Genomic DNA, 26611 nt, shown 5'->3' with positions numbered 1-26611 from the left:
CTTACCCCTTGTTGCTTTCGCTTACGGTAAACGCCTGGCGGTGCAGAATCGCGGTGAACTCTTCCATAAAGTTGTCGTAATTCAGTTCCAGCTTGTTCACGCGCTGATTCAGTCGGTTGTAAGCCATAACCGCAGGGATAGCGGCAAACAGACCAATCGCCGTGGCAATCAATGCTTCGGCAATACCCGGCGCAACCATTTGCAGAGTCGCCTGTTTCACCGCGCCCAGGGCGATAAACGCATGCATAATCCCCCATACGGTGCCAAACAGACCGATATAAGGACTGATAGAGCCTACCGTGCCAAGAAACGGGATATGCGTTTCCAGCGTTTCCAACTCTCGGTTCATGGAGATGCGCATCGCACGCGACGCCCCCTCTACCACTGCCTCCGGCGCATGGCTGTTGGCGCGATGGAGCCGGACAAACTCTTTGAACCCGCTATAAAAGATTTGTTCCGAGCCCGACAGACTATCGCGTCTCCCCTGGCTTTCCTGGTACAGACGCGATAGTTCGATTCCGGACCAGAATTTATCTTCAAACGCTTCCGCCTCACGCGCAGCGGCGTTCAGGATACGCGTTCGCTGGATAATGATGGCCCAGGATGCTATTGAAAAACCAATCAAAATCAACATGATAAGTTTAACCAGAAGGCTTGCCTTCAGGAACAAATCAAGGATATTCATGTCAGTCACTGCTTAAACTCCGCGACAATAGACTTAGGAAGCGCACGAGGCTTCATTTTGAGTGGATCAACGCAAACAATCAGAACCTCTGCTTCATTTAGCAGCGTGTTCTCTGCGTTGACAATGCGTTGCGTGAAAACCAAAGCGGTGCCACGCATTGACGTAATTTCTGTTTGAACTTCAAGCATATCGTCGAGCCGCGCAGGCGCATAGTATTCCAGCGTCATCTTGCGCACCACAAAGGCGACCCGCTCCGCCAGCAGCACCTGTTGGCTGAAGTGATGGTGACGCAGCATCTCCGTGCGCGCTCTTTCATAAAAAGCGACATAGCTGGCGTGATAAACCACACCGCCGGCGTCCGTGTCTTCGTAATAAACTCGAATTGGCCATCGAAACATATACTTATTCATCCCTGCAGCCTCTTTATTGGCGTCATCCGCTTGCCGCCGTAATGCCTCAAGAATGCCGTTGTATATCGCCTTGTATTCACTTTACATCCCGGTAATGCAACAAAAGTAGAGCTTTTAAACGTTGCTACTATACGCGTGGGAATGAGGCTTGGGAATGGGGGGAAGTTAAGGGAGAGTAAAAATATATGGGCTTATGCAAGCCCCTATATTTTTAAGGAGGTTTCTTATTCACAAGAAGAAGAAAATCAGGCCGACGATAAGGACGATATCCGCAAGGAGCGGACAAAAAATCCCTTGCCAGTGTACGGATTCAGGGCGAAAACCCACGCCGTGGATTATGCCTGCGCAAACCGCCCACATCAGCAATAATCCGTGCCAGATTTCAAGCGTGCTGGTCCTGGCGGCAAACCGTGACGGGTCCCAGAACATACATCCTGCCAGCACTATCGCCATCACGAAGGAAAGCGCCCTTAACGGGCGCTTGTCCATTACCGCATACAGTTTTGCGATAATATGGGTCATTAGCTTTCTTCTTGACCGGTTTTACCCGCTTCAACGTGCTCAAGCGCCAGGGCGGTAATGATCCCGAATGCACAGGCAAGAAGCGTTCCCAGAATCCATGCGAAATACCACATTTTAAGCTCCTTACTTAGTACAGAGAGTGGGTGTTGCTTTCAATATGTTCTTTAGTGATACGACCGAACATTTTCCAGTAACACCAGCTGGTGTAGATCAGAATGATCGGTACGAACACCGCCGCAACCCAGGTCATCAGGTTCAGCGTCATCTGGCTGGATGTCGCATCCCACATGGTCAGGCTGGCATTCATCATCGTGCTGGACGGCATCACAAATGGGAACATAGCGATACCCGCCGTCAGAATAATGCAGGCCAGGGTCAGCGAAGAGAACAGGAATGCCCACGCGCCTTTCTCCATACGGGAAGTCAGGATAGTCAGCAGCGGCAGAACCACGCCCAGAGCCGGAACCAACCACAGGATCGGAGCATTATTAAAGTTCACCAGCCAGGCGCCAGCTTCACGCGCCACTTCTTTAGTCAGCGGGTTAGAGGCGGCATGATGGTCAATCGCGGATGTCACGACATAACCATCAATACCATACATTACCCAAACGCCCGCCAGCGCAAAGCACACTAATGTCACCAGCGCCGCAATCTGCGAGGTGGCGCGCGCGCGCAGGTGCAGTTCGCCAACGGTGCGCATTTGCAGGTAAGTCGCCCCCTGCGTGATGATCATCCCTACGCTTACGATACCCGCCAGCAGACCAAACGGGTTCAGCAACTGGAAGAAGTTACCGGTGTAGTACAGACGCAGATACTCATCTACATGGAACGGTACGCCCTGCAACAGGTTGCCAAAGGCCACGCCAATCACCAGCGGCGGCACAAAGCTACCGATGAACACGCCCCAGTCCCACATGTTGCGCCAGCGCGGGTCTTCAATCTTGGAACGGTAATCAAAACCGACCGGACGGAAGAACAAAGACGCCAGCACCAGGATCATCGCTACATAGAAACCGGAGAACGCCGCGGCGTAAACCATCGGCCAGGCAGCAAACAACGCACCGCCCGCGGTGATCAACCACACCTGGTTACCGTCCCAGTGCGGGGCGATAGAGTTAATCATAATTCGACGTTCGGTGTCGTTACGACCGAGGAAACGGGTGAGCATCCCCACCCCCATGTCGAACCCATCGGTGACGGCGAAACCAATTAGCAAAATGCCAACCAGCAGCCACCAGATAAAACGTAGTACTTCATAATCGATCATTTGACGACTCCTGTCTTAGCGTGCCGGCTGAGAAGTCACGGTGGACTGCTCAAAGTGATAGCGACCGGTTTTCAGGCTGCTTGGGCCAAGGCGTGCAAATTTGAACATCAGGAACAATTCTGCCACCAGGAACAGGGTATACAGGCCGCAAATCAGGAACATGGAGAACAGCAGATCGCCCACGGTCAGCGATGAGTTCGCCACGGCTGTCGGCAACACTTCGCCGATCGCCCACGGCTGACGACCATACTCGGCGACGAACCAACCTGCTTCAACCGCAATCCACGGCAGTGGAATGCCGTACAGCGCCGCGCGCAGCAGCCATTTTTTCTCACCGATGCGGTTACGAATCACGCTCCAGAAGGAAAGTGCGATGATCGCCAGCAGCAGGAAGCCGCACGCCACCATGATACGGAAAGCGAAGTACAGCGGCGCAACGCGAGGAATGGAATCTTTCGTCGCTTGCTGGATCTGCGCTTCGGTCGCGTCAGTCACATTAGGCGTATAGCGTTTCAGCAGCAGGCCGTAACCGAGATCTTTCTTCATGCTGTTGAACTGGTCGCGAACGGCCTGGTCGGTAGAACCGGCGCGCAGCTGCTCCAGCAGTTCATAAGCTTTCATCCCGTTACGGATACGCTCTTCATGCTGAACCATGAGATCTTTCAGGCCAATAACCGGCGTGTCCACGGAACGCGTAGCGATAATGCCGAGCGCATAAGGAATCTGAATCGCCAGATGGTTTTCCTGTTTGTCCTGGTCAGGAATGCCGAACAGGGTAAAGGAGGCCGGAGCAGGTTGCGTTTCCCATTCTGCTTCAATCGCAGCGAGCTTGGTTTTCTGCACGTCGCCCATTTCGTAACCGGACTCGTCGCCGAGTACGATAACGGACAGTACGGCAGCCATACCGAAGCTGGCAGCAATAGCAAAGGAGCGTTTAGCAAAGGCGAAGTCACGACCTTTCAGCATGTAGTAAGCGCTGATACCGAGGATGAACATCGCGCCGGTGACATAGCCGGACGCCACAGTGTGAACAAATTTCACCTGTGCTACCGGGTTCAGTACCAGTTCAGAGAAGCTCACCATTTCCATACGCATGGTTTCGAAATTGAAATCCGCAGCGATTGGGTTTTGCATCCAGCCGTTCGCTACCAGAATCCACAACGCGGAGAGGTTGGACCCCAGAGCCACCAGCCAGGTGACGCACATATGCTGAACTTTACTCAGACGATCCCAGCCGAAGAAGAACAGACCTACAAAGGTGGATTCGAGGAAGAAGGCCATCAAACCTTCGATGGCCAGCGGCGCACCGAAGATGTCCCCAACATAGTGGGAGTAGTACGACCAGTTTGTCCCGAACTGGAACTCCATGGTCAAACCGGTAGCCACACCCAGAGCAAAGTTGATACCAAACAACTTGCCCCAGAACTTGGTCATATCTTTATAAATCTGTTTGCCGGAAAGGACGTATACCGTTTCCATAATGGCCAGCAGGAACGCCATACCGAGCGTTAGCGGCACAAACAGGAAGTGGTACATCGCGGTCAAGGCAAACTGTAAGCGCGACAGTTCGACTATATCTAACATCATGACTCCTTGCTCATCGCATGAAGACTCCGAGAGTGAACCCCGTTAGAAAGGGTCACACGCATGCCCCAATACAAATTTATTTGCGGCCTTCCATCGTACTATCCCCTCGGGAAGGAAACAGTAATGATGAAAAGTTACAAACATGTTAATAAAAAACCCAAATTGATCCCGCAAATATATTACGCCGTAAAACCCTTACAATAAACAGGTTTTTAGTGGGTCAGATTTGCTTTTTTCGACAGCGATCAATTTATGGCTAATCTATCGCTTTTCAGGGAATTTGATCACGGACAATTTAACCAGTTTTGATGCTCTTTTCCAACATTTAAATATTGATTAAAATCAATTTTTGAAGTTAATGTTAATAATGTTTATTCATTGAATGCATGGTGAATTTTTTGTTAACTTTTTGTTTTTGCAAAGAGTAATTTTAAACCCCCTGTAAAAAGAGGCTTATTCGATAAGGCTAAACATTTTGTGCGTTTTTTACTGCCCCGCATCCCGTAAAAAACATTCCACATTGATGTTCAATTATTGCTAAATAGCTCACAGATTTTTTCTGCAGGTTATCAATACTTATTATTTTATACATTTAGTCTATTTTTATTTTACTTATAATTAACACCGCAAAGAAACTATCTCATTGCACACGCGCCATCATCCCACCGGGATTACCCTGCCCCAACTTCCCTTTCCCGACGACTAACGGCCAGGATCATCTTGCCAGGTTATCGCCTTAATTATCGCTAATAAGCTTTCCAGATAGCCAGAAACAAACATTTTATTCGCTAATTTTTCTTTATTTCAATAACACCGTATTTGCCTCTCTATAATTATTATAGTGAAGATTCTGTTATCACCTTCACAGATTTACCCTCAATATCTACGTCACTCATAGTGATAATTCTGTTTATTCGCAGCCATAAATACCCTTTAAACATGATTAATCACGAACGAATAGTGTCAATAAGTTCTTAATAATTTTTAAAGTTAACCTCTTTTAACCAGCAAAAGTTCATATGATTTATTAAACGATATCTTTAATACTTCAGGGAAATAATGCTGGTACTCTTATGATTAAAATAGCTGTTTTATTCTGCCATTAAACAAGCAGTCTGTGTAAGCGCGATACATCTGAGGAGACGTGTAGTTCGCGCTCAGGCAAACATGCGCGGCCACAGAGTCAAGCGTCAATTTACTATAGAGGTTAGCGTCAACATAGTGTAATGCTGCAATGCGTTTTTTTCATGGCGGAAAGCGCATAATCCGTCTCCAGTGAGGTCGGCAGGTCTTTCACTAAGACAGCATCTGTATTTGCTGCAAAAGAGTTAACCGGCAAACTGAGTAAATTTACTGCCGCTGCCAGACGGTTATTATCAATTATTTTTAGACTCCACCATGTTTTTTTAATGAGGCATCATTTTCCTATAGCTCAATATTTACAAAGCCAATAATTTTATATCCCGGATGCTTCACCCGTACTTTGCCACAAACAATAAAGCCATAAAAAAGGCCACCGTAAAGGTGGCCAACCATGTCGAAAACGGACATTTATCTGTTCCCGCAGGAACAGCGAGTTTTATTTTATAATTGCTTTCAGCGCTTCGCCGATATCGGCCAGACTGCGAACCGTCTTCACGCCAGCAGCTTCCAGCGCGGCGAATTTTTCATCCGCGGTGCCTTTACCACCGGCAATGATGGCGCCAGCGTGGCCCATACGCTTGCCTTTCGGCGCGGTAACACCCGCGATATAGCCAACAACCGGCTTGGTCACGTGGTCTTTAATGTAAGCCGCCGCTTCTTCTTCTGCACTACCGCCGATCTCACCGATCATCACGATCGCTTCAGTCTGCGGATCTTCCTGGAACAGTTTCAGGATATCGATAAAGTTAGAGCCCGGAATCGGGTCGCCGCCGATACCCACGCAGGTGGACTGGCCGAAACCGTAGTCGGTGGTCTGCTTAACCGCTTCGTAGGTCAGCGTGCCGGAACGGGAAACGATACCCACTTTACCCGGCTTATGAATGTGACCCGGCATGATGCCGATTTTGCATTCGCCCGGGGTGATCACACCTGGGCAGTTCGGGCCGATCATGCGCACGCCTGCTTCGTCCAGCTTCACTTTCACGGTCAGCATATCCAGCGTCGGAATACCTTCGGTGATGGTGATAATCAGTTTGATGCCTGCGTCGATCGCTTCCAGAATGGAGTCTTTGCAGAACGGCGCCGGGACGTAGATAACGGATGCGGTCGCACCGGTAGCTTCTACTGCTTCGCGCACGGTGTTGAACACCGGCAGCCCCAGATGCGTGGTGCCGCCTTTGCCCGGCGTTACGCCGCCCACCATCTGCGTACCGTAAGCAATCGCCTGTTCGGAGTGGAAAGTCCCCTGGCTACCGGTGAAGCCCTGGCAGATAACCTTGGTATCTTTATTAATTAAAACGGACATTATTTCCCCTCCACTGCGGCAACAACCTGCTGAGCTGCATCCGTCAGACTTTTCGCTGCAATAATATTCAGGCCACTGTCAGCCAGTTTCTTCGCGCCGAGTTCGGCGTTGTTGCCTTCCAGACGCACCACCACCGGAACGTTCACGCCCACTTCTTCCACCGCGCCGATGATACCGTCGGCAATCAGGTCACAACGGACGATACCGCCGAAGATGTTAACCAGAACCGCTTTCACGTTGTCATCCGAGAGGATAATTTTAAACGCTTCGGTGACGCGCTCTTTGGTTGCGCCGCCGCCCACGTCAAGGAAGTTAGCCGGTTCGCCGCCATGCAGCTTAACGATGTCCATGGTGCCCATCGCCAGACCCGCGCCGTTCACCATGCAACCGATGTTGCCGTCCAGCGCGACGTAGTTCAGTTCCCACTGCGCTGCCTGCGCTTCACGCGGGTCTTCCTGAGACTGGTCACGCATTTCACGCAGATCCGGCTGGCGGAACAGCGCGTTGCCGTCAGCGCCCAGCTTGCCGTCGAGGCAAATCAGATCGCCCTGCTTAGTAATCACCAGCGGGTTGATTTCGATCAGCGCCAGGTCGCGCTCAAGGAAAATGGTTGCCAGACCCATAAAGATTTTGGTGAACTGCTGCACCAGTTTACCTTCCAGACCCAATTTGAACGCCAGTTCCCGTCCCTGATACGGCATCGGGCCGGTCAGCGGATCGAGCGCGACTTTATGGATCAGATGCGGGGTTTCCTCCGCAACTTTTTCGATCTCTACGCCACCTTCGGTAGACGCCATAAAGACCACGCGACGAGAACTACGGTCAACCACCGCGCCGAGGTACAGTTCTTTGCCGATGTCGGTCGCCGCTTCAACCAGAATCTGGTTTACCGGTTGGCCATTAGCGTCTGTTTGATAGGTCACCAGACGTTTGCCCAGCCAGTTTTCCGCGAAGGCGCGAATCTCTTCTTTGCTTTTTACTACCTTCACACCGCCCGCTTTGCCGCGGCCGCCAGCGTGAACCTGACATTTCACTACCCACGGGCCGGCACCGATTTTAGACGCGGCTTCTTCGGCTTCACGCGGAGTAGTACAGGCATAACCCACCGGCGCCGGTAAGCCATAGCGGGCAAAAAGTTGTTTTGCCTGATATTCATGTAAGTTCATGTGTTCTGTCCATCCTTCAGGTAATCGTTATCTTTAGACCTGTAGGCCTGAAAGCTGCGCGCCATCAGGCATTACACCATCGCCGGATGGCGGCGTGAACGCCTTATCCAGCCTACAGGTAGCAGGTGATGCTCTTGCTGACTACACGTCCAACAGCAGACGGGTCGGATCTTCCAGCAACTCTTTGATGGTGACCAGGAAGCCCACGGATTCGCGACCATCGATCAGGCGATGATCGTAAGAGAGCGCCAGGTACATCATCGGCAGGATTTCCACCTTGCCATCCACCGCCATCGGCCTGTCTTTAATAGCATGCATTCCCAGAATCGCGCTCTGCGGCGGGTTGATGATCGGGGTAGACATCAGCGAACCGAATACGCCGCCGTTGGTAATGGTAAAGTTACCACCGGTCAGGTCTTCTACGGTCAGCTTGCCGTCGCGGCCTTTGACAGCCAGTTCTTTAATTTTTTTCTCGATGTCAGCCATGCCCAGCGTATCCACGTCACGCAGGACCGGCGTGACCAGGCCGCGCGGCGTAGACACCGCCATGCTCACATCAAAGTAGTTGTGATACACCACGTCATCGCCGTCGATAGAGGCGTTCACTTCCGGATAACGCTTCAGCGCTTCCACTACCGCTTTCACGTAGAAGGACATAAAGCCCAGGCGGATACCATGACGTTTTTCAAACACTTCGCCATACTGCTTACGCAAATCCATAATCGGCTTCATGTTGACTTCATTGAAGGTCGTCAGCATGGCGGTGGAATTTTTCGCTTCCAGTAGACGCTCGGCCACGCGCTTGCGCAGGCGGGTCATTGGCACGCGTTTTTCGCCGCGCGCGCCCAGAGCGGGTTGTGCTGCAGGTTCAACAGCGGGTGCTTTAGACTCGCCTTTCGCCAGATGTTTTTCCACATCTTCACGGGTCAGACGCCCACCCACACCAGTGCCTTTAATGGCGCTGGCTTCCAGATTGTGTTCAGCCAGCAGGCGACGGATCGCCGGGCTGAGCGCATCGTTGTTTTGTTCTTCCAGCGACGCCTGCTGGCGCTGTGCCGGCGTAGACGCTTTCTCTTCAGATTTCGCGCTGGTCTCTTTACCCGCGCTGTTTCCTTCACGCAGGCGACCCAGGATCTGGCGAGAGGTGACAGTCGTCCCCTCCTCTTCCAGAACCGCATCCAGAATGCCGTCCGCTGATGCCGGTACTTCCAGTACCACTTTGTCAGTTTCGATTTCTACCAGCACTTCGTCACGAACAACCGCATCGCCCGGTTTTTTATGCCAGGTGGCGACGGTCGCGTCCGCTACGGACTCAGGCAGGTCGGGAACAAGAATATCTACGCTACTCATTATTTATCCTTTATTTAATCGACGTTCAGCGCGTCATTAACCAGATCTTGTTGCTGTTTCTGGTGAACGGACATATACCCTACCGCCGGAGAGGCGGAGGCCGGGCGACCTGCATAACGCAGAGCGGCCCCAAACGGAATCACTTCACGGAAATGATGCTGACTGCAGTACCATGCGCCCTGGTTGAGCGGCTCTTCCTGGCACCAGACAAAATCATGGACGTGAGCGTATGGTTGCAGCGCTTCCTGCACCGCTTTATGCGGGAACGGATAGAGCTGTTCGATGCGCACGATAGCGACATCTTTCTGGTCGTTTTTGCGACGTTGTTCCAGCAGGTCGTAATAAACTTTACCAGAACACATTACCACGCGTTTTACGGCTTTAGGGTCCAGCTCGTCAATTTCGCCAATGGCCGGCTGGAAGGAACCGTTCGCCAGTTCATCAAGCGTGGAAACCGCCAGCGGGTGACGCAGCAGCGATTTCGGCGACATCACCACCAGCGGACGACGCATCCCGCGCAGCGCCTGACGGCGCAGCATATGGTAGACCTGCGCCGGGGTGGACGGCACGCAAACCTGCATATTCTGCTCGGCGCAAAGTTGCAGATAACGTTCCAGACGCGCGGAAGAGTGCTCCGGGCCCTGCCCTTCATAGCCATGCGGCAACAGCATCACCAGACCGCACATCCGGCCCCATTTCTGCTCGCCGGAGGAGATGAACTGGTCAATCACTACCTGCGCGCCGTTGGCAAAATCGCCAAACTGCGCTTCCCAGATAGTCAGGGTACGTGGTTCCGCCGTGGCATAACCGTATTCAAAAGCCAGTACCGCTTCTTCAGACAGCACGGAGTCCCAGACTTTAAACTGTCCCTGACCGCTGTGAATATGCTGCAACGGCGTATACGTTGAGCCATTCGTCTGGTTGTGGATCACCGCATGACGATGGAAGAAGGTGCCGCGACCGGAGTCTTCCCCGGACAGGCGCACCGGAATGCCTTCATCGACCAGCGTGGCGTAAGCCAGATTTTCCGCACCGCCCCAGTCAAACAATTTCTCGCCTGCCGCCATTGCCTGACGGTCGCCATAAATTTTCGCCACGCGAGACTGCATTTCAATGGCTTCCGGCACGGTGCTGATACGTTTTGCCAGCTCCTGCAGACGCTTCATTTCTACCTTGTTCGGGTATGCTTCATCCCATTCGTGGTTTAGATACGGCGACCAGGTGAACGAGTGCATATTCATCGGACGCCACTCTTTCACCACGCATTCGCCTGCATCCAGCGCATCGCGATAGAGGTTAACCATTTCGGTGGCATCTTCCAGCGTCGCGACTTTGTCCGCTTCCAGCTTGTCGGCGTAGATTTTACGCGGCGTCGGATGCTTTTTAATTTTCTGGTACATCAGCGGCTGGGTTGCGCTTGGCTCGTCGGCTTCGTTGTGGCCGTGACGGCGGTAGCACACCAGATCGATGAACACATCGCGTTTAAAGGTGTTACGGAAGTCCAGCGCCAGACGGGTCACAAAAGCGACGGCTTCCGGATCGTCCGCGTTGACGTGGAAAATCGGCGCCTGGACCATTTTACCGATATCGGTGCAGTAAGGCGTTGAACGCGCATCCAGTGGGTTAGAGGTGGTGAAGCCCACCTGGTTGTTGATAACGATACGTACCGTACCGCCCACTTCGTAACCGCGCGCTTTCGACATGTTCAGGGTTTCCTGAACCACGCCCTGGCCGGTCACCGCGGCGTCGCCGTGAATAGTGATCGGCAACACTTTGTTGCTGCTCGGTTCGTCCAGTCGGTCCAGACGGGCACGCACGGAGCCCATCACCACCGGGCTCACAATTTCCAGGTGCGATGGGTTAAACGCCAGCGCCAGGTGAACCAGACCGCCTTCGGTTTCGATATCTGACGAGAAGCCCATGTGATACTTCACGTCGCCGGTACCCAGATGTTCTTTATGCTTACCGGCAAATTCGTCGAACAGATCCTGCGGTTTTTTACCCAGTACGTTGATCAGCACGTTCAGGCGACCGCGGTGCGCCATCCCCAGCACCACTTCGCGAGTGCCGCTGTTACCCGCATGGCGAACCATCTCTTTCAGCATGGGTATCAGCGCATCTCCCCCCTCAAGCGAGAAACGTTTCGCACCCGGGAATTTGGCGCCCAGATAACGTTCCAGCCCTTCAGCGGCGGTCAGTTCGTTCAGGAAGCGTTTTTTCTCGTCAGCGCTAAAGGCCGCACGACCGGATTCGATGCGCTGTTGGATCCAGCGTTTCTCTTCGGTGCTGGTGATGTGCATATACTCAGCGCCAATCGGGCCGCAGTAGGTCTGTTTGAGCGCGTCGAGCAGCTCGCCCAGCTTCATCGTCTCTTTGCCGCTGGCAAAGGAGCCGACATTGAAGGTTTCCTGGAAATCGGCCTCGGTCAAATCATGGAAAGAAGGATCCAGATCCGCCACGCGTTCTTGCTTCCACAGTCCCAGCGGATCGAGGTTTGCATGTTGATGGCCACGGAAACGATAAGCGTTGATAAGCTGCAGGACTTTAACCTGCTTCACATTGGTGTCAGGGTCAGAAATCGTAGAAGAGTGACGTGAGCCAGCCAACGCCTGCCGCCGGAAATATTCACGTGTTTTTGAATGGAGTTGATCCGGTTTGACTCCGGTACCAGGTAACTGCTGGAACGTCAAACGCCAGTTAGCGTCTACCGAGTCAGGATCGGTTAAGAAGTCTTCATAGAGCTGTTCTATCCAGCTCTGATTCGAACCAGAGAGGTAAGAAGAGTCCAACCAGGCTTTCAAAGCGCTGTTCTGCATCGTGATCCCTTAAGCATCTTTTCTGCTTATTTAATACTCTAAATAGGTCACGTTTCAGGAAGGCGGCAAGCTTGCGAATCCCTGGGAGCTTACATCCAGTAAGTGACCGGGGTGAGCAAGTGCAGCCAACGCACATGCAACGTGAACTATGACGAGTATTTCGCCGTGGATACTAACCACGCATACGCTGTATGCGTGCCGGGGTTCACTTGTTGCGGACTGTCGTGTCATCTGCGTCCGCTAAGGAACCTTTAAAAACTGTCTAATAATCTTCGCTGTTCAGGCTACGACTGCGTTGCGGCCTTCGCTCACTCCGGTCACATAGTTAACTATGCTCCCGAAGATTCGTTCAGACCGCGCCTTGTCTCGCTCTGAACATCTCGATTATTACTAATCATATGGCAGTTTTTAGAGGTTTCCTGCACTTCTATTGCCTGATGGCGCTGCGCTTATCAGGCCTACGGGGTTGCGCCTGTAGGCCGGATAAGACTGTACGTCGCCATCCGGCAACCACTACAACTACTTATGCGCTACGCTGCAACAGCATCGACTTAATATGGCCGATAGCGCGCGTCGGGTTTAGTCCCTTAGGACATACACTGACGCAGTTCATAATGCTGTGACAGCGGAATACGCTGAATGCATCGCTCATCCCTTCCAGACGACTGTCGGTCTCGGTATCACGACTATCGATCAGGAATCGATACGCCGCGAGCAGCCCCGCCGGACCGATAAACTTATCCGGGTTCCACCAGAATGACGGGCAGGATGTTGAGCAACAGGCGCAAAGAATACATTCATACAGCCCATCGAGTTTTTCACGCTGCTCCGGCATCTGCAGATGCTCACGAGCCGGTGGATTTTGCCCATTATTCAATAAGTAAGGCTTAATCTTCTCATATTGTGCGTAGAATTGCCCCATGTCTACCACCAAATCGCGGATCACCGGCAAACCGGGCAGCGGGCGAATCACAATCTTCTTACCCGGCTGAGTCAGCGCCGAAATAGGGGTAATACAGGCCAGACCATTCTTACCGTTCATATTCAAACCATCAGAACCGCACACACCTTCGCGGCAGGAACGGCGGAAAGAAAGGCTGGGATCTTTTTCTTTAAGCTGGATTAACGCATCCAGCAGCATCATGTCGCGCCCTTCTTCGCCTTCCAGGGTGTAATCCTGCATACGCGGAGCGTTATCGACATCCGGGTTATAACGATAAATCGAAAATTCGAGTTTCATCATCCTGTCTCCGCAATTAATAAGTACGAATCTTCGGCGGGAACGCCGGACGCAGTTTCGGCTCCATATTGACGCTTCGGCGCGTCATGGATTCCGTTTGCGGCTGATACAGGGTATGACACAACCAGTTGGCATCATCACGCTCCGGGAAATCGAAGCGGCTATGCGCGCCGCGGCTTTCCGTTCGGAAGTTGGCTGATACGGCAGTGGCGTAGGCGGTTTCCATCAGGTTATCCAGCTCCAGACACTCAACACGCTGGGTATTAAACTCGCTGGACGTGTCATCCAGACGGGCGTTTTTCAGACGCTCGCGGATCACTTTCAACTGCTCAAGCCCTTTCGCCATCGCGTCGCCTTCACGGAATACGGAGAAGTTATGCTGCATACACTCCTGCAACGCTTTGCGGATAGCCACCGGATCTTCGCCATTGCGGTTATTGTTCCAGCGATTCAGGCGCTCCAGAGAACCTTCAACGTCAGACTCGCTGGCGTCGCGCAGCACGCCCTGCTCGGCGATGGATTCCTGTAAATGCAGCCCCGCCGCGCGGCCAAAGACCACCAGATCCAGCAGTGAGTTACCGCCCAGACGGTTGGCGCCGTGAACCGATACACAGGCGATTTCGCCTACCGCAAACAGCCCCGGAATGACCACGTCTTCGCCCTGCTCGTTCACGGTCAGCGCCTGACCGGTCACTTTAGTCGGAATACCGCCCATCATGTAGTGGCAGGTCGGGATAACCGGAATCGGCTCTTTCACCGGGTCAACGTGGGCGAAAGTACGGGACAGCTCCAGGATACCCGGCAGGCGAGATTCCAGCACCTCTTTACCCAGGTGATCCAGTTTCAGTTTAGCGTGCGGCCCCCACGGACCATCACAGCCGCGGCCTTCACGGATTTCGATCATGATGGAACGCGCCACCACGTCACGACCCGCCAGGTCTTTGGCGTTCGGCGCATAACGCTCCATAAAGCGCTCGCCGTGTTTGTTCAGCAGGTAACCGCCTTCGCCGCGGCAGCCTTCTGTCACCAGCACGCCCGCCCCGGCGATGCCGGTCGGGTGGAACTGCCACATTTCCATGTCCTGCACCGGGACACCGGCACGCAGCGCCATACCGACACCGTCACCGGTGTTGATGTGAGCGTTGGTGGTGGACTGGTAGATACGGCCTGCGCCGCCGGTCGCCAGCACCGTCGCGCGGGCTTTGAAGTACACCACTTCACCGGTTTCGATGCACAGTGCGGTACACCCCACCACCGCGCCATCCTGGTTTTTCACCAGATCCAGCGCATACCATTCGGAGAAAATCGTGGTGTGGTTTTTCAAATTCTGTTGATACAACGTGTGCAGCAAGGCGTGACCGGTACGGTCAGCCGCCGCCGCGGTACGTGCCGCCTGCTCGCCGCCAAAGTTTTTCGACTGGCCACCGAACGGGCGCTGATAGATACGTCCATCATCAAGACGGGAGAACGGTAACCCCATGTGCTCCAGTTCCAGAATCGCTTCCGGTCCGGTCTTACACATATATTCGATGGCATCCTGGTCACCAATGTAGTCCGACCCTTTTACGGTGTCGTACATGTGCCATTCCCAGTTATCTTCATGGGTATTGCCGAGCGCCACGGTGATACCGCCCTGCGCGGAAACGGTATGGGAACGGGTCGGGAAGACTTTCGAGAGCAGCGCACAGGTTTGGCCGCTCTGGGAAATTTGCAGCGCCGCGCGCATACCTGCGCCACCGGCACCAATCACAACAGCATCAAATTCTCTGACTGGCAGTTTCATTACACACCCCACACCACAACAAATCCATAGATGACGTAAACCACCAGCGCAACAACAATAACGAGTTGCAGTATCAGACGCACTGCCAGTGGTTTAACGTAGTCGGTTAACACCTGCCACATGCCGATCCAGGCATGAATCAAGATGGAAAAAAGCGCCAGCAGGGTGAAGACTTTGGTGAAGGCCGATGAGAAGAAACCGGTCCAGGCTTCAAAGGTCAGTTCGCCGCTCGTGGCGAAAAAACCCACCATGTAGATGATGTATAACGTCAGAACGATAGCGGTAGCACGGACCAGGATGAAGTCATGTACGCCATTGCGTCCTAATGCGGAGGCGTTGCTTACCATACGAGGACTCCTGCGAGAAGTGAAAGCACGACAGTGATAACAAAAGAGATTTTGGCAGAGCGTTGACCCGCTTCGAATGTTTCTTCCAGATAGCCAAAATCCATTAACATGTGACGAATTCCCACGATGACGTGATACGCCAGCGCGGTAAGGATGCCCCACATGATAAATTTAACGATGAAGCCGTCCATGATGTCGGCGGCCTGCTGGAATCCTTCCGGAGAAGAGAGGCTGGTGCCCAGTAGCCACAGTAGTATGCCGACGGCGATGAAAGTAATCACACCGGATACGCGATGGAGAATGGACGCTATCGCTGTGATGGGGAACCGAATCGTTTGTAGATCCAGATTGACAGGTCTTTGTTTTTTCACATTTCTTATCATGAATAACGCCCACATGCTGTTCTTATTATTCCCTTAAGACTTCGGTTACAGAGGTGAATCTACCTGTAGCCAGAAAGACGACGGGATTTCCTTCCTCCGGTCTGCGTGCGGGTCAGACAGCGTCCTTTCTATAACTGCGCGTCATGTAAAACACTGCTTCCAGTAGCTAAAACGACACGTTACAACGCTGGGTGGCTCGGGATTGCAGGGTATTCCGGAGACCTGGCGGCAGTATAGGACGTTCACAAAATCATTACAATTAACCTACATATAGTTTGTCAGGTTTTATCCTGAACAGTGACACAGGTCACGATAACAACATTTTTTTAATTTTCAATCATCTGATTTGACAAACATTAAACAAAATTGTTACAAACGACACCAGAAAAAGCATATAATGCGTAAAAGTTATGGGGTCACTCTTTCACCTGTTAATAAGTTATGCAACAGTACAATGATATTGACCCATTCTTTCAGGACAGTTATTAGTGATAGACAGGTTACATTACTCGGATTGCTACGTTCCTGATTTGCTGCTAATTCGAAATTAATCAAGCCGTTACCTGCAAGCGCCCATTGCTCTGTACCCAGGTCATCCCCTCTTTCACAGAGCGGCGAGCCAAATAACAAACTGGTAACGGTTGATTGATGCATACACAGAATCTTCCCTGCACTAACGACGAGGAAGATGACGTGGAGAAGGCAAGTCTGAGTTCCGGCAGTCTTAAGCAATAAGGCGCTAAGGAGACCGTAAATGGCTGATACAAAGGCAAAAATCACCCTTACTGGTGACACTGCTATTGAACTGGATGTGCTAAAAGGTACACTCGGTCAAGATGTTATTGATATTCGTAGTCTCGGTTCAAAAGGAGTTTTTACTTTTGACCCTGGTTTCACCTCTACCGCATCCTGCGAATCTAAAATCACCTTCATCGACGGCGACGAAGGCATTTTGTTGCATCGCGGTTTCCCGATTGACCAGCTTGCTACCGATTCCAACTATCTGGAAGTCTGTTACATCCTGCTGTACGGCGAAAAACCGACGCAGGAAGAGTATGACGAGTTCAGAACGACAGTCACCCGCCATACGATGATCCATGAGCAAATCACTCGCCTGTTCCATGCTTTCCGTCGCGACTCACATCCGATGGCGGTAATGTGCGGGATCACTGGCGCGCTGGCAGCGTTCTACCACGACTCGCTGGATGTGAACAATCCGCGCCACCGTGAAATCGCGGCGTTCCGCCTGCTGTCCAAAATGCCGACCATGGCGGCGATGTGTTACAAATATTCCATCGGTCAGCCGTTTGTTTATCCGCGCAACGACCTTTCCTACGCCGGGAACTTCCTGAACATGATGTTCTCCACGCCGTGTGAAACCTATGAAGTAAATCCGGTACTGGAGCGCGCGATGGACCGTATTCTGATCCTGCACGCTGACCATGAGCAGAATGCCTCAACGTCAACGGTACGTACCGCAGGTTCAAGCGGCGCCAACCCGTTCGCCTGCATTGCCGCCGGGATCGCCTCCCTGTGGGGACCCGCGCACGGCGGCGCCAACGAAGCCGCGCTGAAAATGCTGGAAGAAATCAGCTCTGTTAAACACATTCCGGAATTTGTTCGCCGTGCGAAAGACAAGAATGATTCTTTCCGCCTGATGGGCTTCGGTCACCGTGTTTACAAAAACTACGATCCGCGCGCCACCGTGATGCGTGAAACCTGCCATGAAGTGCTGAAAGAGCTGGGCACCAAAGATGATCTGCTGGAAGTGGCGATGGAGCTTGAGCACATTGCGCTCAACGACCCGTACTTCATCGAGAAGAAACTGTACCCGAACGTAGACTTCTACTCCGGCATCATTCTGAAAGCGATGGGCATTCCGTCCTCCATGTTCACCGTGATCTTCGCCATGGCGCGTACCGTTGGCTGGATTGCACACTGGAATGAAATGCACACTGACGGCATGAAAATCGCCCGTCCTCGTCAGCTGTATACCGGCTACGATAAACGCGATTTTAAATCGGCGCTGAAGCGTTAATTGACAACCGGATGGCGACGCAACCCTCGCCATCCGGTACATTTTCCCTTTTTCTTATCCTCATTATTTTATTCTTATCCCGTTACTCTCTATGATTAATTAAGGTTTCGCTAAATATCATTCAGGGAGCATGGAATGCCGATTCTGCAGTGGTTTTTGTTGTTCCTGTTATCGCTGCTCATTTCCCTTATTTTTCTCTGGCTGCACCTTCCGGCGGCGATGCTGCTCGGTCCAATGATTGCGGGTATCGTGTTGAGTTTGCGAGGTAGTACGCTACAACTTCCGCGCGGTATTTTTCTCGCCGCGCAGGCAATTCTCGGCTGTATGATCGCCCAAAATCTAACCGGTTCGATATTGACCACCCTCGCCCTCTACTGGCCGGTCGTGCTTTTAGTGTTGCTGGTGACGCTGCTTTCCAGCGCGATAGTCGGCTGGCTGCTGGTACGCTACAGCTCGCTGCCCGGCAACACCGGCGCATGGGGGTCTTCGCCGGGCGGCGCGGCGGCAATGGTAGCGATGGCGCAAGATTACGGGGCGGATATCCGCCTGGTGGCGTTTATGCAGTATCTACGGGTACTGTTTGTGGCTGGCGCGGCGGTGCTGGTGACACGCCTGATACTCGGCGACAGCGCGGCAGCGGTCAGCCAACAGGTGATCTGGTTTCCGCCGCTTAGCGGTAATGTATTGACGACGCTGTTATTAGCGATCGTGGCGGGCATTGCCGGTCGCCTGATGCGTATCCCTTCCGGCACGATGCTGCTCCCCATGTTGGCAGGCGCGCTTCTCCATTCGCAAGGCATCATTGAGATTGAATTACCCGAATGGCTGCTGGCCGTGGCGTATATGGCGATAGGCTGGCGTATTGGGCTGGGTTTTGACAGACAGGTGTTTTTTATGGCGCTGCGGCCATTGCCGCAAATCTTATTGTCAATTTTCGCGCTGATGGCGATTTGCGCCGCGATGGCGTGGGGAATGGCTTACTACATGCAGATTGATTTTATGACGGCTTATCTTGCCACCAGTCCCGGTGGTCTGGATACGGTTGCCGCGATCGCGGCAGGAAGCAGTGCCGATATGGCGCTCATCATGGCAATGCAAACCCTACGGCTGTTCAGCATTCTGTTAACTGGGCCAGCAGTGGCCCGTTTTATATCAACCTATGCGCCCAAACAACCTTTGTAGGGCTGATAAGCGTCGCGCCATCAGGCAATAGCCGCTCGCCGATGGCGGTTCCGGCTATTTCTGGCAATGCGGGCACCAGTAAAACGGGCGTGAGGACAGTGTTGTCTTTTCAATAATGCCGCCGCACCGCTCGCACGCTTCGCCGTCACGGTGGAAAACCTTAAAGCGAAACAGTGCGCCATGATGCTTGTTCTCATCCGCCTGACCGCGAGTCGTGTAGGACAGGCGCGGAATATCCAACAGCGCGTGAGAAAGCGCATTCAGTTGCGCCTCGTTGAGATCTTTCGCTTTATGCTGTCCGGTTAACCCTACCTGCCAGAGGATTTCAACGCGCAGATAATTCCCCAATCCCGCCAGAAAGGCCTGATCCAGCAACAGTCCGGAAAATTGTCGGTTGCGAAAACGCGGCGACAGCAATCGAGCTTTAACCTCTTCCGGAGTGAGACGCGCGTCCAGCACATCCGGACCGACTCGCTGTAAAAAGGGGTGCGTCGTGAGCTGCTCTGCTGTCAGCATTTCGATATCAGACGCGCTATAAAGCAGAATAGTTTTATCCGCCGTTTGTAGCCTGACGCGCAATATACGCGTGGTCTGCGGTATTTCACCAGTATCGATCACCCGCCATACGCCATAGAGTTGGTTGTGGCTGTAGAGCGTCAGGCCATTTGAAAAGTGGGTCAATAACGCTTTTCCCCGCGTCTCTATCCGGGTAACAATTTGACCGGTAAGCTGCGATTCATACGGTTTTAACTGTGCAAAGGCAAACCAGACATCGGTTAAGGGTTTGCCTTTGATTGCCGCCTCCAGATTATCCGCCGCACGACGAATTTCCGGGCCTTCAGGCATGATAATATCCTTTGTTAACAGTTGATTAATGGACTACCCCGCCTCTGACTGTCTGGAATGCACATCGAACGCCATAATGAACATCCACAGCCGTAATATAATAGCTTCAATCGTCGGGCTCTCAGGCAATAACGTGTATATTACGCGCATTGAACGCGGCGCGTAACCTGCGAGCGAATGCAAGCGAATACTCGCCGTCGCCATGAATGCACACCGTTTGCGCCGTGACAGTCGTCCACACGCCAGTAACGCTTTTCACTCTCCCGGCTTGTACCATATCCAGCGTTTGCGCCAGCGCCTGCTCTTCGTCGTGAATCAGCGCGCCAGGTTGCATGCGCGGCACCAGGCTACCGTCGGCCTGATAGCCGCGATCGGCAAACACCTCCTGCCGCGTCACCAGGCGATGGCGCTCACCGGCCCGGATCAGCTCACTTCCCGCCAGTCCAACCAGTATCAGTGACGGATCATAGTCGTGTACCGCTTTCGCAATCGCCTGTGCCAGATGGGGATCTTTCGCCGCCTGGTTATAGAGCATACCGTGCGGTTTGACATGGCGCATCACGCCGCCTTGCGCCTGAACAATCGCCCCCAGCGCGCCGATTTGGTACAGCGTCTGGGCGTATACCGTTTCCGGCGGCAAAACCATCGCCGTCCGCCCAAAATTATCCCGATCCGGAAAGCTGGGATGCGCGCCGATCGCCACGCCGTTTTTCAGCGCCTCGCGCACGCAGGTCAGCATGGTTTGCGCATCACCGGCGTGAAAACCACAGGCGATATTGGCGGAGGAGACCAGCGTTAATAATTCGCTGTCGCTGGCGCAACCTTCGCCCACATCCGCATTTAAATCAATGTTCATGCTGAAGTCGCCAGGTAAGCTGTTCCAGATAGCGCTGACGCTCGCGTCGCGCGTTGAGCGCCTCTTCCAGCGAACATTGCACAAAATGGATCGGTTGCCCTAGCGGGATCTGCGCCAGATGGTACATATCTGCCTCGATGATGCAGGCAATGCGCGGATAGCCGCCAGTTGTCTGGGCATCATTCATTAACACAATAGGTTGGCCGTTGTAAGGCACCTGCACGACACCGGGCAGCAAACCGTGCGACAGCAGTTCGCGATCCGTTGTCCGCGTTAACGATTGTCCCTGCAAACGATAGCCCATGCGATTACTTTGCGGACTGAGCTGCCACGGCGAACGCCAGAACGCTTCTTGCGAGGCGCGATCGAACTCACGGTATTCCGGCCCCGGTAGCGCACGGATGCGATTCCCCCACAGTAACTGCTTCACGCCCTGCGGCCCGCTAAACTGTCGCGATGGTTTACCCGTCGCCAGCCGATCGCCATCTTTTAGCAGCCGTCCTTCCAGCCCACCGATGCCGGACTTCAGATCGGTACTACACGATCCCATCACCTCCGGCACAGCAATACCGCCCGCCACCGCCAGATAGCTACGCATCCCGTGAAGCGGTCGATGCAGCGTAAGACGCTGACCCGCTTTTACCGGCAATCGCCAGCCGGTCCAGACCGGTTGATCATCCAACTGCGCCTCGCAGCCTGCGCCGGTAAGAGCGAACCAGGTCTCATTTTCAAATTCGACAACCAGTTGACCGAGAGTGATTTCCAGCGCCGGGGCATTCGCATCGTTCCCGACCAGGAGATTAGCGGTCTGAAAGGCGGGTTTATCCAGCGCACCGCAGTGACTCAGCCCCGACTGACGAAAGCCGTGACGCCCGCTATCCTGCACGGAGGTATAAATCCCCGCGCGAATAATATTCAGCATATTCCCTCCTTTTGCGGCACAAAGCGTACGCTATCGCCAGGGCGTAGCAGAACCGGGGGCTCCCGCATCGGATCGAATAACTTCAACGGCGTGAGGCCGATCAGCTGCCAGCCGCCCGGCGTGGATAATGGATAAATACCCGTCTGCGCGCCGCCGATGCCGACAGAACCGGCCGGAACCTGCAGGCGCGGCTCCGCGCGTCTGGGCATATGGAGCGGCTCTGGTAAATTCCCAAGATAGGGAAAGCCAGGCTGAAAGCCTAAAAACCAGACGACATACTCAACGGAGGCATGTAGCTCCACGACCTGCTTTTCACTCAAACCGCTGTGCCGTGCCACCGCCGCCAGATCCGGCCCGCCTGCGCCGCCATAGATCACCGGGATCTCAACCGAACGCGAGTCCGGCTCCAGCGCCTCGCTCTCTTCCCACCAGCGCTGCAGACGCTCAATCGCATCCAGCGCCAGGGTTTGCGGTTCCCGCAAGATCACGGTGATATTGTTCATCCCGGGAATGGCTTCCACCACGTTCGGCATATCGACCAGACGCTGCGTCAGACGCCAGATGCGTTTCTGGCTCGCCAGCGTAATCGGCGGTTCAAGTTCCAGGACGACCGCCGTTTCGCCTAACAGATAACAACGCGCTCGCTGCACTTTATTACCTCTCAGTTATGCCGGGTTAGGGATATCAATAAACGTCACATCCAACGCCGTGTTTTCGTTCAACCATTCGCTCAGGGCGCGAATACCGCCGCGTTCAGTGGCATGGTGCCCGGCGGCATAAAAATGCAGCCCCTGTTCGCGCGCGGAATGAATGGTCTGTTCGGAAACCTCGCCGGTAATAAAAGCATCCACGCCGAAGCGGGCGGCGCTATCAATAAAACTTTGCCCGCCGCCGGTACACCAGGCGACACGCTGAACATTCTCTGGCCCGGTATCGCCGCACCATAGCGGTTTACGCCCCAGACGCGCTTCAATCCATGAGGCCAGTTCCAGCCCTGGCACCGGCATTGAGAGCTCTCCCCACGGCACCAGCGGCTCAATTTCTCCTTTCACGGTAATGCCCAATAGCGCCGCCAACTGCGCATTGTTGCCCAGCTCAGGGTGCGCATCCAGCGGCAGATGCCAACCGTAAAGGTTAATATCATTTGCCAGTAACGTTTTTAAGCGACGGCGTTTCATACCGCGAATAACCGGAGACTCGCCTTTCCAGAAGTAACCATGATGAACAATAACCGCATCGGCCTGCAAACGCACCGCTTCATCGAGCAGCGCCTGACTTGCGGTCACGCCGGTAACGATTTTCTGTACCGTCTCTTTTCCTTCGACCTGTAAACCATTCGGCGCATAATCGCTTATTGCCGCACTGTTCAGCTTGTCGTTAATCAGTTGTTCCAGCTCGGTGTTTTTCATCATCGCTCCCTTTAACCCACGTTCTACTTTCCCGTTACGGGTTCAGCCTCCGTTAACATAGCCTCCCGTTAGCCGTTCGTCGATAAACATTTGTTTGACACATCAAGAAACAATCACCCCCGGGTTTGGCGCAAATTACTTAGCAAAACACGATCGGTTTCATGTATATTTATGCAATCAGAACGCATATTGCAGAAAAAATCAGTTCTGTATCATGTTGGTAACTTTAAGGAAACACGGCGATGCGGCAGGCTTAATAAGCCCACAAAGAAAGGCATTATCTGAGATGCCCGCTTTCTTGCCGCAGTGCCTCTATCCCGGAAACACGATGAATAAACAAGCATCTCAACCCCGCGCTATTTACTACGTTGTCGCCCTGCAAATTTGGGAGTACTTCAGCTTTTATGGTATGCGCGCCCTACTGATTCTTTATCTCACCAATCAGCTAAAATACGACGATAACCACGCCTATGAGTTATTCAGCGCTTATTGTTCGCTGGTCTACGTAACGCCGATTCTTGGCGGCTATCTGGCGGATAAGGTGCTTGGCAACCGAATGGCAGTCATGCTGGGCGCATTTTTAATGGCTATAGGTCATTTAGTGCTGGGCGCCAGTGAGATCGCGCCGACATTCCTTTATCTGTCGCTGGCGATCATTGTCTGCGGCTACGGCCTGTTTAAATCGAATATTAGCTGCCTGCTGGGCGAACTGTACCAGCCGGAAGATCCGCGCCGCGACGGCGGGTTCTCGCTGCTTTACGCAGCGGGTAATATTGGTTCGATCGTGGCGCCTATCGCCTGCGGCTATGTGCAAGAGGAGTACAGTTGGGCGATGGGCTTTGCGCTCGCTGCCATTGGTATGCTTGCGGGGTTAGTGATCTTCCTGTGTGGAAATCGTCATTTCACCCACACCACCGGCGTTAATAAAGCCGTGTTGTGCGCCAGAAACTACCTGCTGCCGAACTGGGGCTGGCTGTTAATTTTGCTGGTAGCGGCGCCGTTGCTGATTACCGTTCTGTTCTGGAAAGAATGGTCTGTCTATGCCTTAATCGTGGCGACCGCGATCGGCCTGGTCGTGCTGGCAAAAATTTATCGTCAGGCGCAAACGGCCAAACAGCGCAAAGAACTGGGGCTGATTGTCACCCTGACCCTGTTCAGTATGCTGTTCTGGGCGTTTGCCCAGCAGGGCGGCAGTTCTATCAGCCTGTATATCGACCGCTTTGTGAACCGCGATATTCTGGGCTATTCCGTTCCTACCGCCATGTTCCAGTCGGTGAACGCCTTTGCCGTGATGCTGTGTGGGGTCGTCCTGGCCTGGCTGGTTAAAGAGAGCGTAAGCGGTAATCGCACCGTGCGTATCTGGGGCAAATTCGCGCTGGGTCTCGGTCTGATGAGCGCCGGATTCTGTATTCTGACCCTGAGCGCACGCTGGTCCGCCGCTTACGGACACTCTTCAATGCCGCTAATGGTGCTGGGACTGGCGGTGATGGGCTTTGCCGAGCTGTTTATCGACCCGGTCGCCATGTCGCAAATTACGCGCATTGATATCCCCGGCGTCACCGGCGTATTAACCGGAATTTATATGCTGCTGTCCGGCGCGATAGCTAACTATCTGGCAGGCGTCATCGCTGACCAGACCTCGCAAAGCGCCTTCGACGCCAGCGGCGCGGTTAATTACGCCATCAACGCCTATGTGGGTGTTTTTGAACAGATCACCTGGGGCGCGTTAGCCTGCGTAGGGGTTGTCCTGCTGATTTGGCTGTATCAGTCCTTCAAATTCAAAAGCCGCGCGCTGGCCGTCGAATCCTGATAGCAGAATGCCCGGTAGTTTGCGCTACCGGGCCTGTATCACACCCCTTTTCTCGCCGCCTCATAGGCGGAAAGCGTCGCTATTCTCGCCTGTTTGTGCTCCACAATAGGCCGAGGATAATCAAGCACGACTCCCGCTTTTTCCGCCCACCGCCACGGCTCGTGAATCGCTTTTCCAGGGATATCGCGTAATGCCGGTAGCCACTGGCGGATAAATTCGCCGTCGCGATCGAACCTCTCTCCCTGAGTCGTGGGATTAAAAATACGAAAATAAGGCGCGGCATCAGTACCGGTTGAAGCGGCCCACTGCCAGCCGCCATTGTTGGCGGCAAGATCGCCGTCAATAAGCTGCGACATGAAATAGCGCTCCCCCAACCGCCAGTCAATCAGCAGATCTTTTACCAGAAAGCTGGCGGTAATCATGCGTAAACGGTTATGCATCCAGCCCGTCGCATTAAGCTGGCGCATCGCCGCATCGACAATGGGATAACCGGTTTCGCCTTTCTGCCATGCCTGAAAATAGTGCGGGTTTTCCTGCCACGCGACGCGTTTTGTCCAGCGGATAAACGGCTGGTGTTTGCATAATGCCGGATACCAGGTCATTAAATGACGGTAAAATTCCCGCCAGATGAGCTCATTCAACCAGACGCTTCCCGGCCCGCCGTCCAGCGCCTGCGGCTGCTCCGCCAGTAATCGGTGCAGGCACTGTCGCGGCGACAGGCCGCCCGTCGCCAGGCTGGCGGAAAGCCGACTGGTGCCGTCAACCGCAGGGAAATCGCGCCGTAACGCGTACTCGTCTGCACCCTGCGCGCAAAACTGACGTAGCTGCGCGATGACCGCGTTTTCTTCCACCGGGAAAAGCGCGGCGTCAAACGCCTGTTGCGGGTAGTTAAGCGAGACTGGCGTTAAGGGTGTAGAAAGCGCGCCGCTCACCCGGATCTTCGGGGCCGGAACGCACGGCGGGATATCTTCTTTTAGCCGTTTCAACCAGGCATTTTTAAACGGCGTAAAAACTTTATACATTTCATGATTGCCGGTCATCACCGCGCCGGGCGCCAGAATCACGCTATCGTCAAAGCCTTCGCAGATGACAGAGGGCAGCGTTTTTTCCACCGCCGCATCACGCTGACGCTCGTTAAACTCATACTGATAGTTATAAAACAGATGGCTGACGTCATGCTGTCGGCAAACGTTTTTGACCGTTTCAATACTGGCGTTAAAATCCGCCACTTCATGAAACAGCAGCGGAATGCCTTTCTCTGCAAGGGCCGCCTGTAGCGCATTGAGCTGCGCGCTGATGAATGCCGCCTGCCGCGGCGCCATATCATGGGCCTGCCACTGCGCGGGGGTGGAAATATAAAGCGCCAGCACCCGCGCGGATGCATCGCGGCAGGCGGCGGCCAGCGCAAGGTTATCCTGTAAACGCAGATCGCGCCTGAACCAGACTAAATGGGTGGGCATACAACTCCTGAAAGATGAAACGTCACGGCGAATAGCGTTAAACAGTGTAGACCCTGGCGCATAAAAAAACCGCCAGCGTGGCG

At 53.6% G+C, this 26611-nt stretch carries 24 protein-coding genes; 3 read left to right on the top strand and 21 right to left on the bottom strand.

Features of this window, described 5'->3' with window-relative positions; translation table 11 throughout:
* Position 1: 1 nt before the first annotated feature.
* The 15 genes from tolQ to J4617_RS20600 form a co-directional block, all read right to left on the bottom strand.
* On the bottom strand, positions 2–694 hold the full coding sequence (tolQ, locus tag J4617_RS20670) for a Tol-Pal system protein TolQ (protein WP_000131318.1): 693 nt from the start codon (positions 692–694) through the stop codon (positions 2–4).
* Positions 691–1095, bottom strand: coding sequence for a tol-pal system-associated acyl-CoA thioesterase (gene ybgC / locus J4617_RS20665; RefSeq protein ID WP_001046240.1), 405 nt, complete (start codon positions 1093–1095; stop codon positions 691–693). Before ybgC ends, tolQ begins: the two co-directional genes overlap by 4 nt.
* A gap of 228 nt (positions 1096–1323) precedes the next feature.
* Positions 1324–1617 (bottom strand): cyd operon protein YbgE, encoded by a 294-nt coding sequence (gene ybgE / locus J4617_RS20660; protein ID WP_000148790.1) that lies wholly within the window; start codon positions 1615–1617, stop codon positions 1324–1326.
* Positions 1617–1730 carry a cytochrome bd-I oxidase subunit CydX gene (cydX, locus tag J4617_RS20655; RefSeq protein ID WP_000270278.1) on the bottom strand — a complete coding sequence of 38 codons (114 nt, stop codon included), beginning with the start codon at positions 1728–1730 and terminating at the stop codon, positions 1617–1619. The genes ybgE and cydX overlap by 1 nt, the downstream gene beginning before the upstream one ends.
* Positions 1731–1744: 14 nt before the next feature.
* Positions 1745–2884 carry a cytochrome d ubiquinol oxidase subunit II gene (gene cydB, locus J4617_RS20650; RefSeq protein ID WP_000568258.1) on the bottom strand — a complete coding sequence of 380 codons (1140 nt, stop codon included), beginning with the start codon at positions 2882–2884 and terminating at the stop codon, positions 1745–1747.
* A 15-nt stretch (positions 2885–2899) separates the two neighbouring features.
* Positions 2900–4468, bottom strand: a complete 1569-nt coding sequence (gene cydA / locus J4617_RS20645; protein ID WP_000884369.1) for a cytochrome ubiquinol oxidase subunit I — start codon at positions 4466–4468, stop codon at positions 2900–2902.
* 1582 nt (positions 4469–6050) lie between these two features.
* Positions 6051–6920: a succinate--CoA ligase subunit alpha gene (gene sucD / locus J4617_RS20640; protein ID WP_000114631.1), complete on the bottom strand. Its 870-nt coding sequence runs from the start codon at positions 6918–6920 to the stop codon at positions 6051–6053.
* Positions 6920–8086, bottom strand: a complete 1167-nt coding sequence (sucC, locus tag J4617_RS20635; RefSeq protein ID WP_001048590.1) for an ADP-forming succinate--CoA ligase subunit beta — start codon at positions 8084–8086, stop codon at positions 6920–6922. Before sucC ends, sucD begins: the two co-directional genes overlap by 1 nt.
* Before the next feature lie 141 nt (positions 8087–8227).
* Positions 8228–9436 (bottom strand): 2-oxoglutarate dehydrogenase complex dihydrolipoyllysine-residue succinyltransferase, encoded by a 1209-nt coding sequence (odhB, locus tag J4617_RS20630; protein ID WP_000099858.1) that lies wholly within the window; start codon positions 9434–9436, stop codon positions 8228–8230.
* 14 nt (positions 9437–9450) lie between these two features.
* Positions 9451–12252: a 2-oxoglutarate dehydrogenase E1 component gene (gene sucA, locus J4617_RS20625; protein WP_001181500.1), complete on the bottom strand. Its 2802-nt coding sequence runs from the start codon at positions 12250–12252 to the stop codon at positions 9451–9453.
* 523 nt (positions 12253–12775) lie between these two features.
* On the bottom strand, positions 12776–13492 hold the full coding sequence (gene sdhB / locus J4617_RS20620; RefSeq protein ID WP_001537859.1) for a succinate dehydrogenase iron-sulfur subunit SdhB: 717 nt from the start codon (positions 13490–13492) through the stop codon (positions 12776–12778).
* Positions 13493–13508: 16 nt separating this feature from the next.
* Positions 13509–15275 carry a succinate dehydrogenase flavoprotein subunit gene (sdhA, locus tag J4617_RS20615; protein ID WP_000775561.1) on the bottom strand — a complete coding sequence of 589 codons (1767 nt, stop codon included), beginning with the start codon at positions 15273–15275 and terminating at the stop codon, positions 13509–13511.
* On the bottom strand, positions 15275–15622 hold the full coding sequence (gene sdhD, locus J4617_RS20610) for a succinate dehydrogenase membrane anchor subunit (protein ID WP_000254356.1): 348 nt from the start codon (positions 15620–15622) through the stop codon (positions 15275–15277). Before sdhD ends, sdhA begins: the two co-directional genes overlap by 1 nt.
* Positions 15616–16020, bottom strand: a complete 405-nt coding sequence (gene sdhC / locus J4617_RS20605) for a succinate dehydrogenase cytochrome b556 subunit (protein ID WP_000263340.1) — start codon at positions 16018–16020, stop codon at positions 15616–15618. Before sdhC ends, sdhD begins: the two co-directional genes overlap by 7 nt.
* A gap of 393 nt (positions 16021–16413) precedes the next feature.
* Entirely contained in the window at positions 16414–16659 is a 246-nt protein-coding gene (locus J4617_RS20600) for a hypothetical protein (RefSeq protein WP_001539488.1), read from the bottom strand.
* A gap of 100 nt (positions 16660–16759) precedes the next feature.
* Here J4617_RS20600 and J4617_RS20595 point away from each other — a divergent pair, with 100 nt between their 5' ends.
* Together J4617_RS20595 and J4617_RS20590 are read left to right on the top strand one after the other, a co-directional pair.
* Positions 16760–18043 (top strand): citrate synthase, encoded by a 1284-nt coding sequence (locus J4617_RS20595; protein WP_000785811.1) that lies wholly within the window; start codon positions 16760–16762, stop codon positions 18041–18043.
* Positions 18044–18178: 135 nt separating this feature from the next.
* The gene (locus J4617_RS20590; RefSeq protein WP_017465556.1) at positions 18179–19225 is read left to right on the top strand and encodes an AbrB family transcriptional regulator; all 1047 of its coding nucleotides are present in this window, start codon (positions 18179–18181) and stop codon (positions 19223–19225) included.
* A gap of 54 nt (positions 19226–19279) precedes the next feature.
* Here the strand turns inward: J4617_RS20590 and nei are convergent, their stop codons facing one another.
* The 5 genes from nei to ybgI form a co-directional block, all read right to left on the bottom strand.
* Positions 19280–20071 (bottom strand): endonuclease VIII, encoded by a 792-nt coding sequence (gene nei, locus J4617_RS20585; protein WP_001113962.1) that lies wholly within the window; start codon positions 20069–20071, stop codon positions 19280–19282.
* 121 nt (positions 20072–20192) lie between these two features.
* Entirely contained in the window at positions 20193–20927 is a 735-nt protein-coding gene (gene pxpA / locus J4617_RS20580) for a 5-oxoprolinase subunit PxpA (RefSeq protein WP_017465557.1), read from the bottom strand.
* Entirely contained in the window at positions 20917–21849 is a 933-nt protein-coding gene (pxpC, locus tag J4617_RS20575) for a 5-oxoprolinase subunit PxpC (protein ID WP_000932044.1), read from the bottom strand. Before pxpC ends, pxpA begins: the two co-directional genes overlap by 11 nt.
* On the bottom strand, positions 21843–22499 hold the full coding sequence (pxpB, locus tag J4617_RS20570) for a 5-oxoprolinase subunit PxpB (protein ID WP_001188371.1): 657 nt from the start codon (positions 22497–22499) through the stop codon (positions 21843–21845). The genes pxpC and pxpB overlap by 7 nt, the downstream gene beginning before the upstream one ends.
* Before the next feature lie 15 nt (positions 22500–22514).
* The gene (gene ybgI, locus J4617_RS20565; protein ID WP_000798844.1) at positions 22515–23258 is read right to left on the bottom strand and encodes a radiation resistance protein YbgI; all 744 of its coding nucleotides are present in this window, start codon (positions 23256–23258) and stop codon (positions 22515–22517) included.
* Between the two features lie 328 nt (positions 23259–23586).
* On the opposite strand from ybgI, the gene J4617_RS20560 reads away from it, so the two are divergent.
* Entirely contained in the window at positions 23587–25068 is a 1482-nt protein-coding gene (locus tag J4617_RS20560) for an MFS transporter (RefSeq protein WP_017465558.1), read from the top strand.
* A 38-nt stretch (positions 25069–25106) separates the two neighbouring features.
* Here J4617_RS20560 and phrB read toward each other — a convergent pair whose 3' ends face one another.
* Positions 25107–26528, bottom strand: a complete 1422-nt coding sequence (gene phrB / locus J4617_RS20555) for a deoxyribodipyrimidine photo-lyase (protein ID WP_017465559.1) — start codon at positions 26526–26528, stop codon at positions 25107–25109.
* Between the last annotated feature and the right edge of the window lie 83 nt (positions 26529–26611).

It is taken from the genome of Salmonella sp. 32010601201800023SM (assembly GCF_017572235.1).
GTDB classification, from domain to species: domain Bacteria; phylum Pseudomonadota; class Gammaproteobacteria; order Enterobacterales; family Enterobacteriaceae; genus Salmonella; species Salmonella enterica.
The sequence above is the reverse complement of the archived record's forward strand: the minus strand, read 5'-3'. Positions and strand labels throughout refer to the sequence as shown.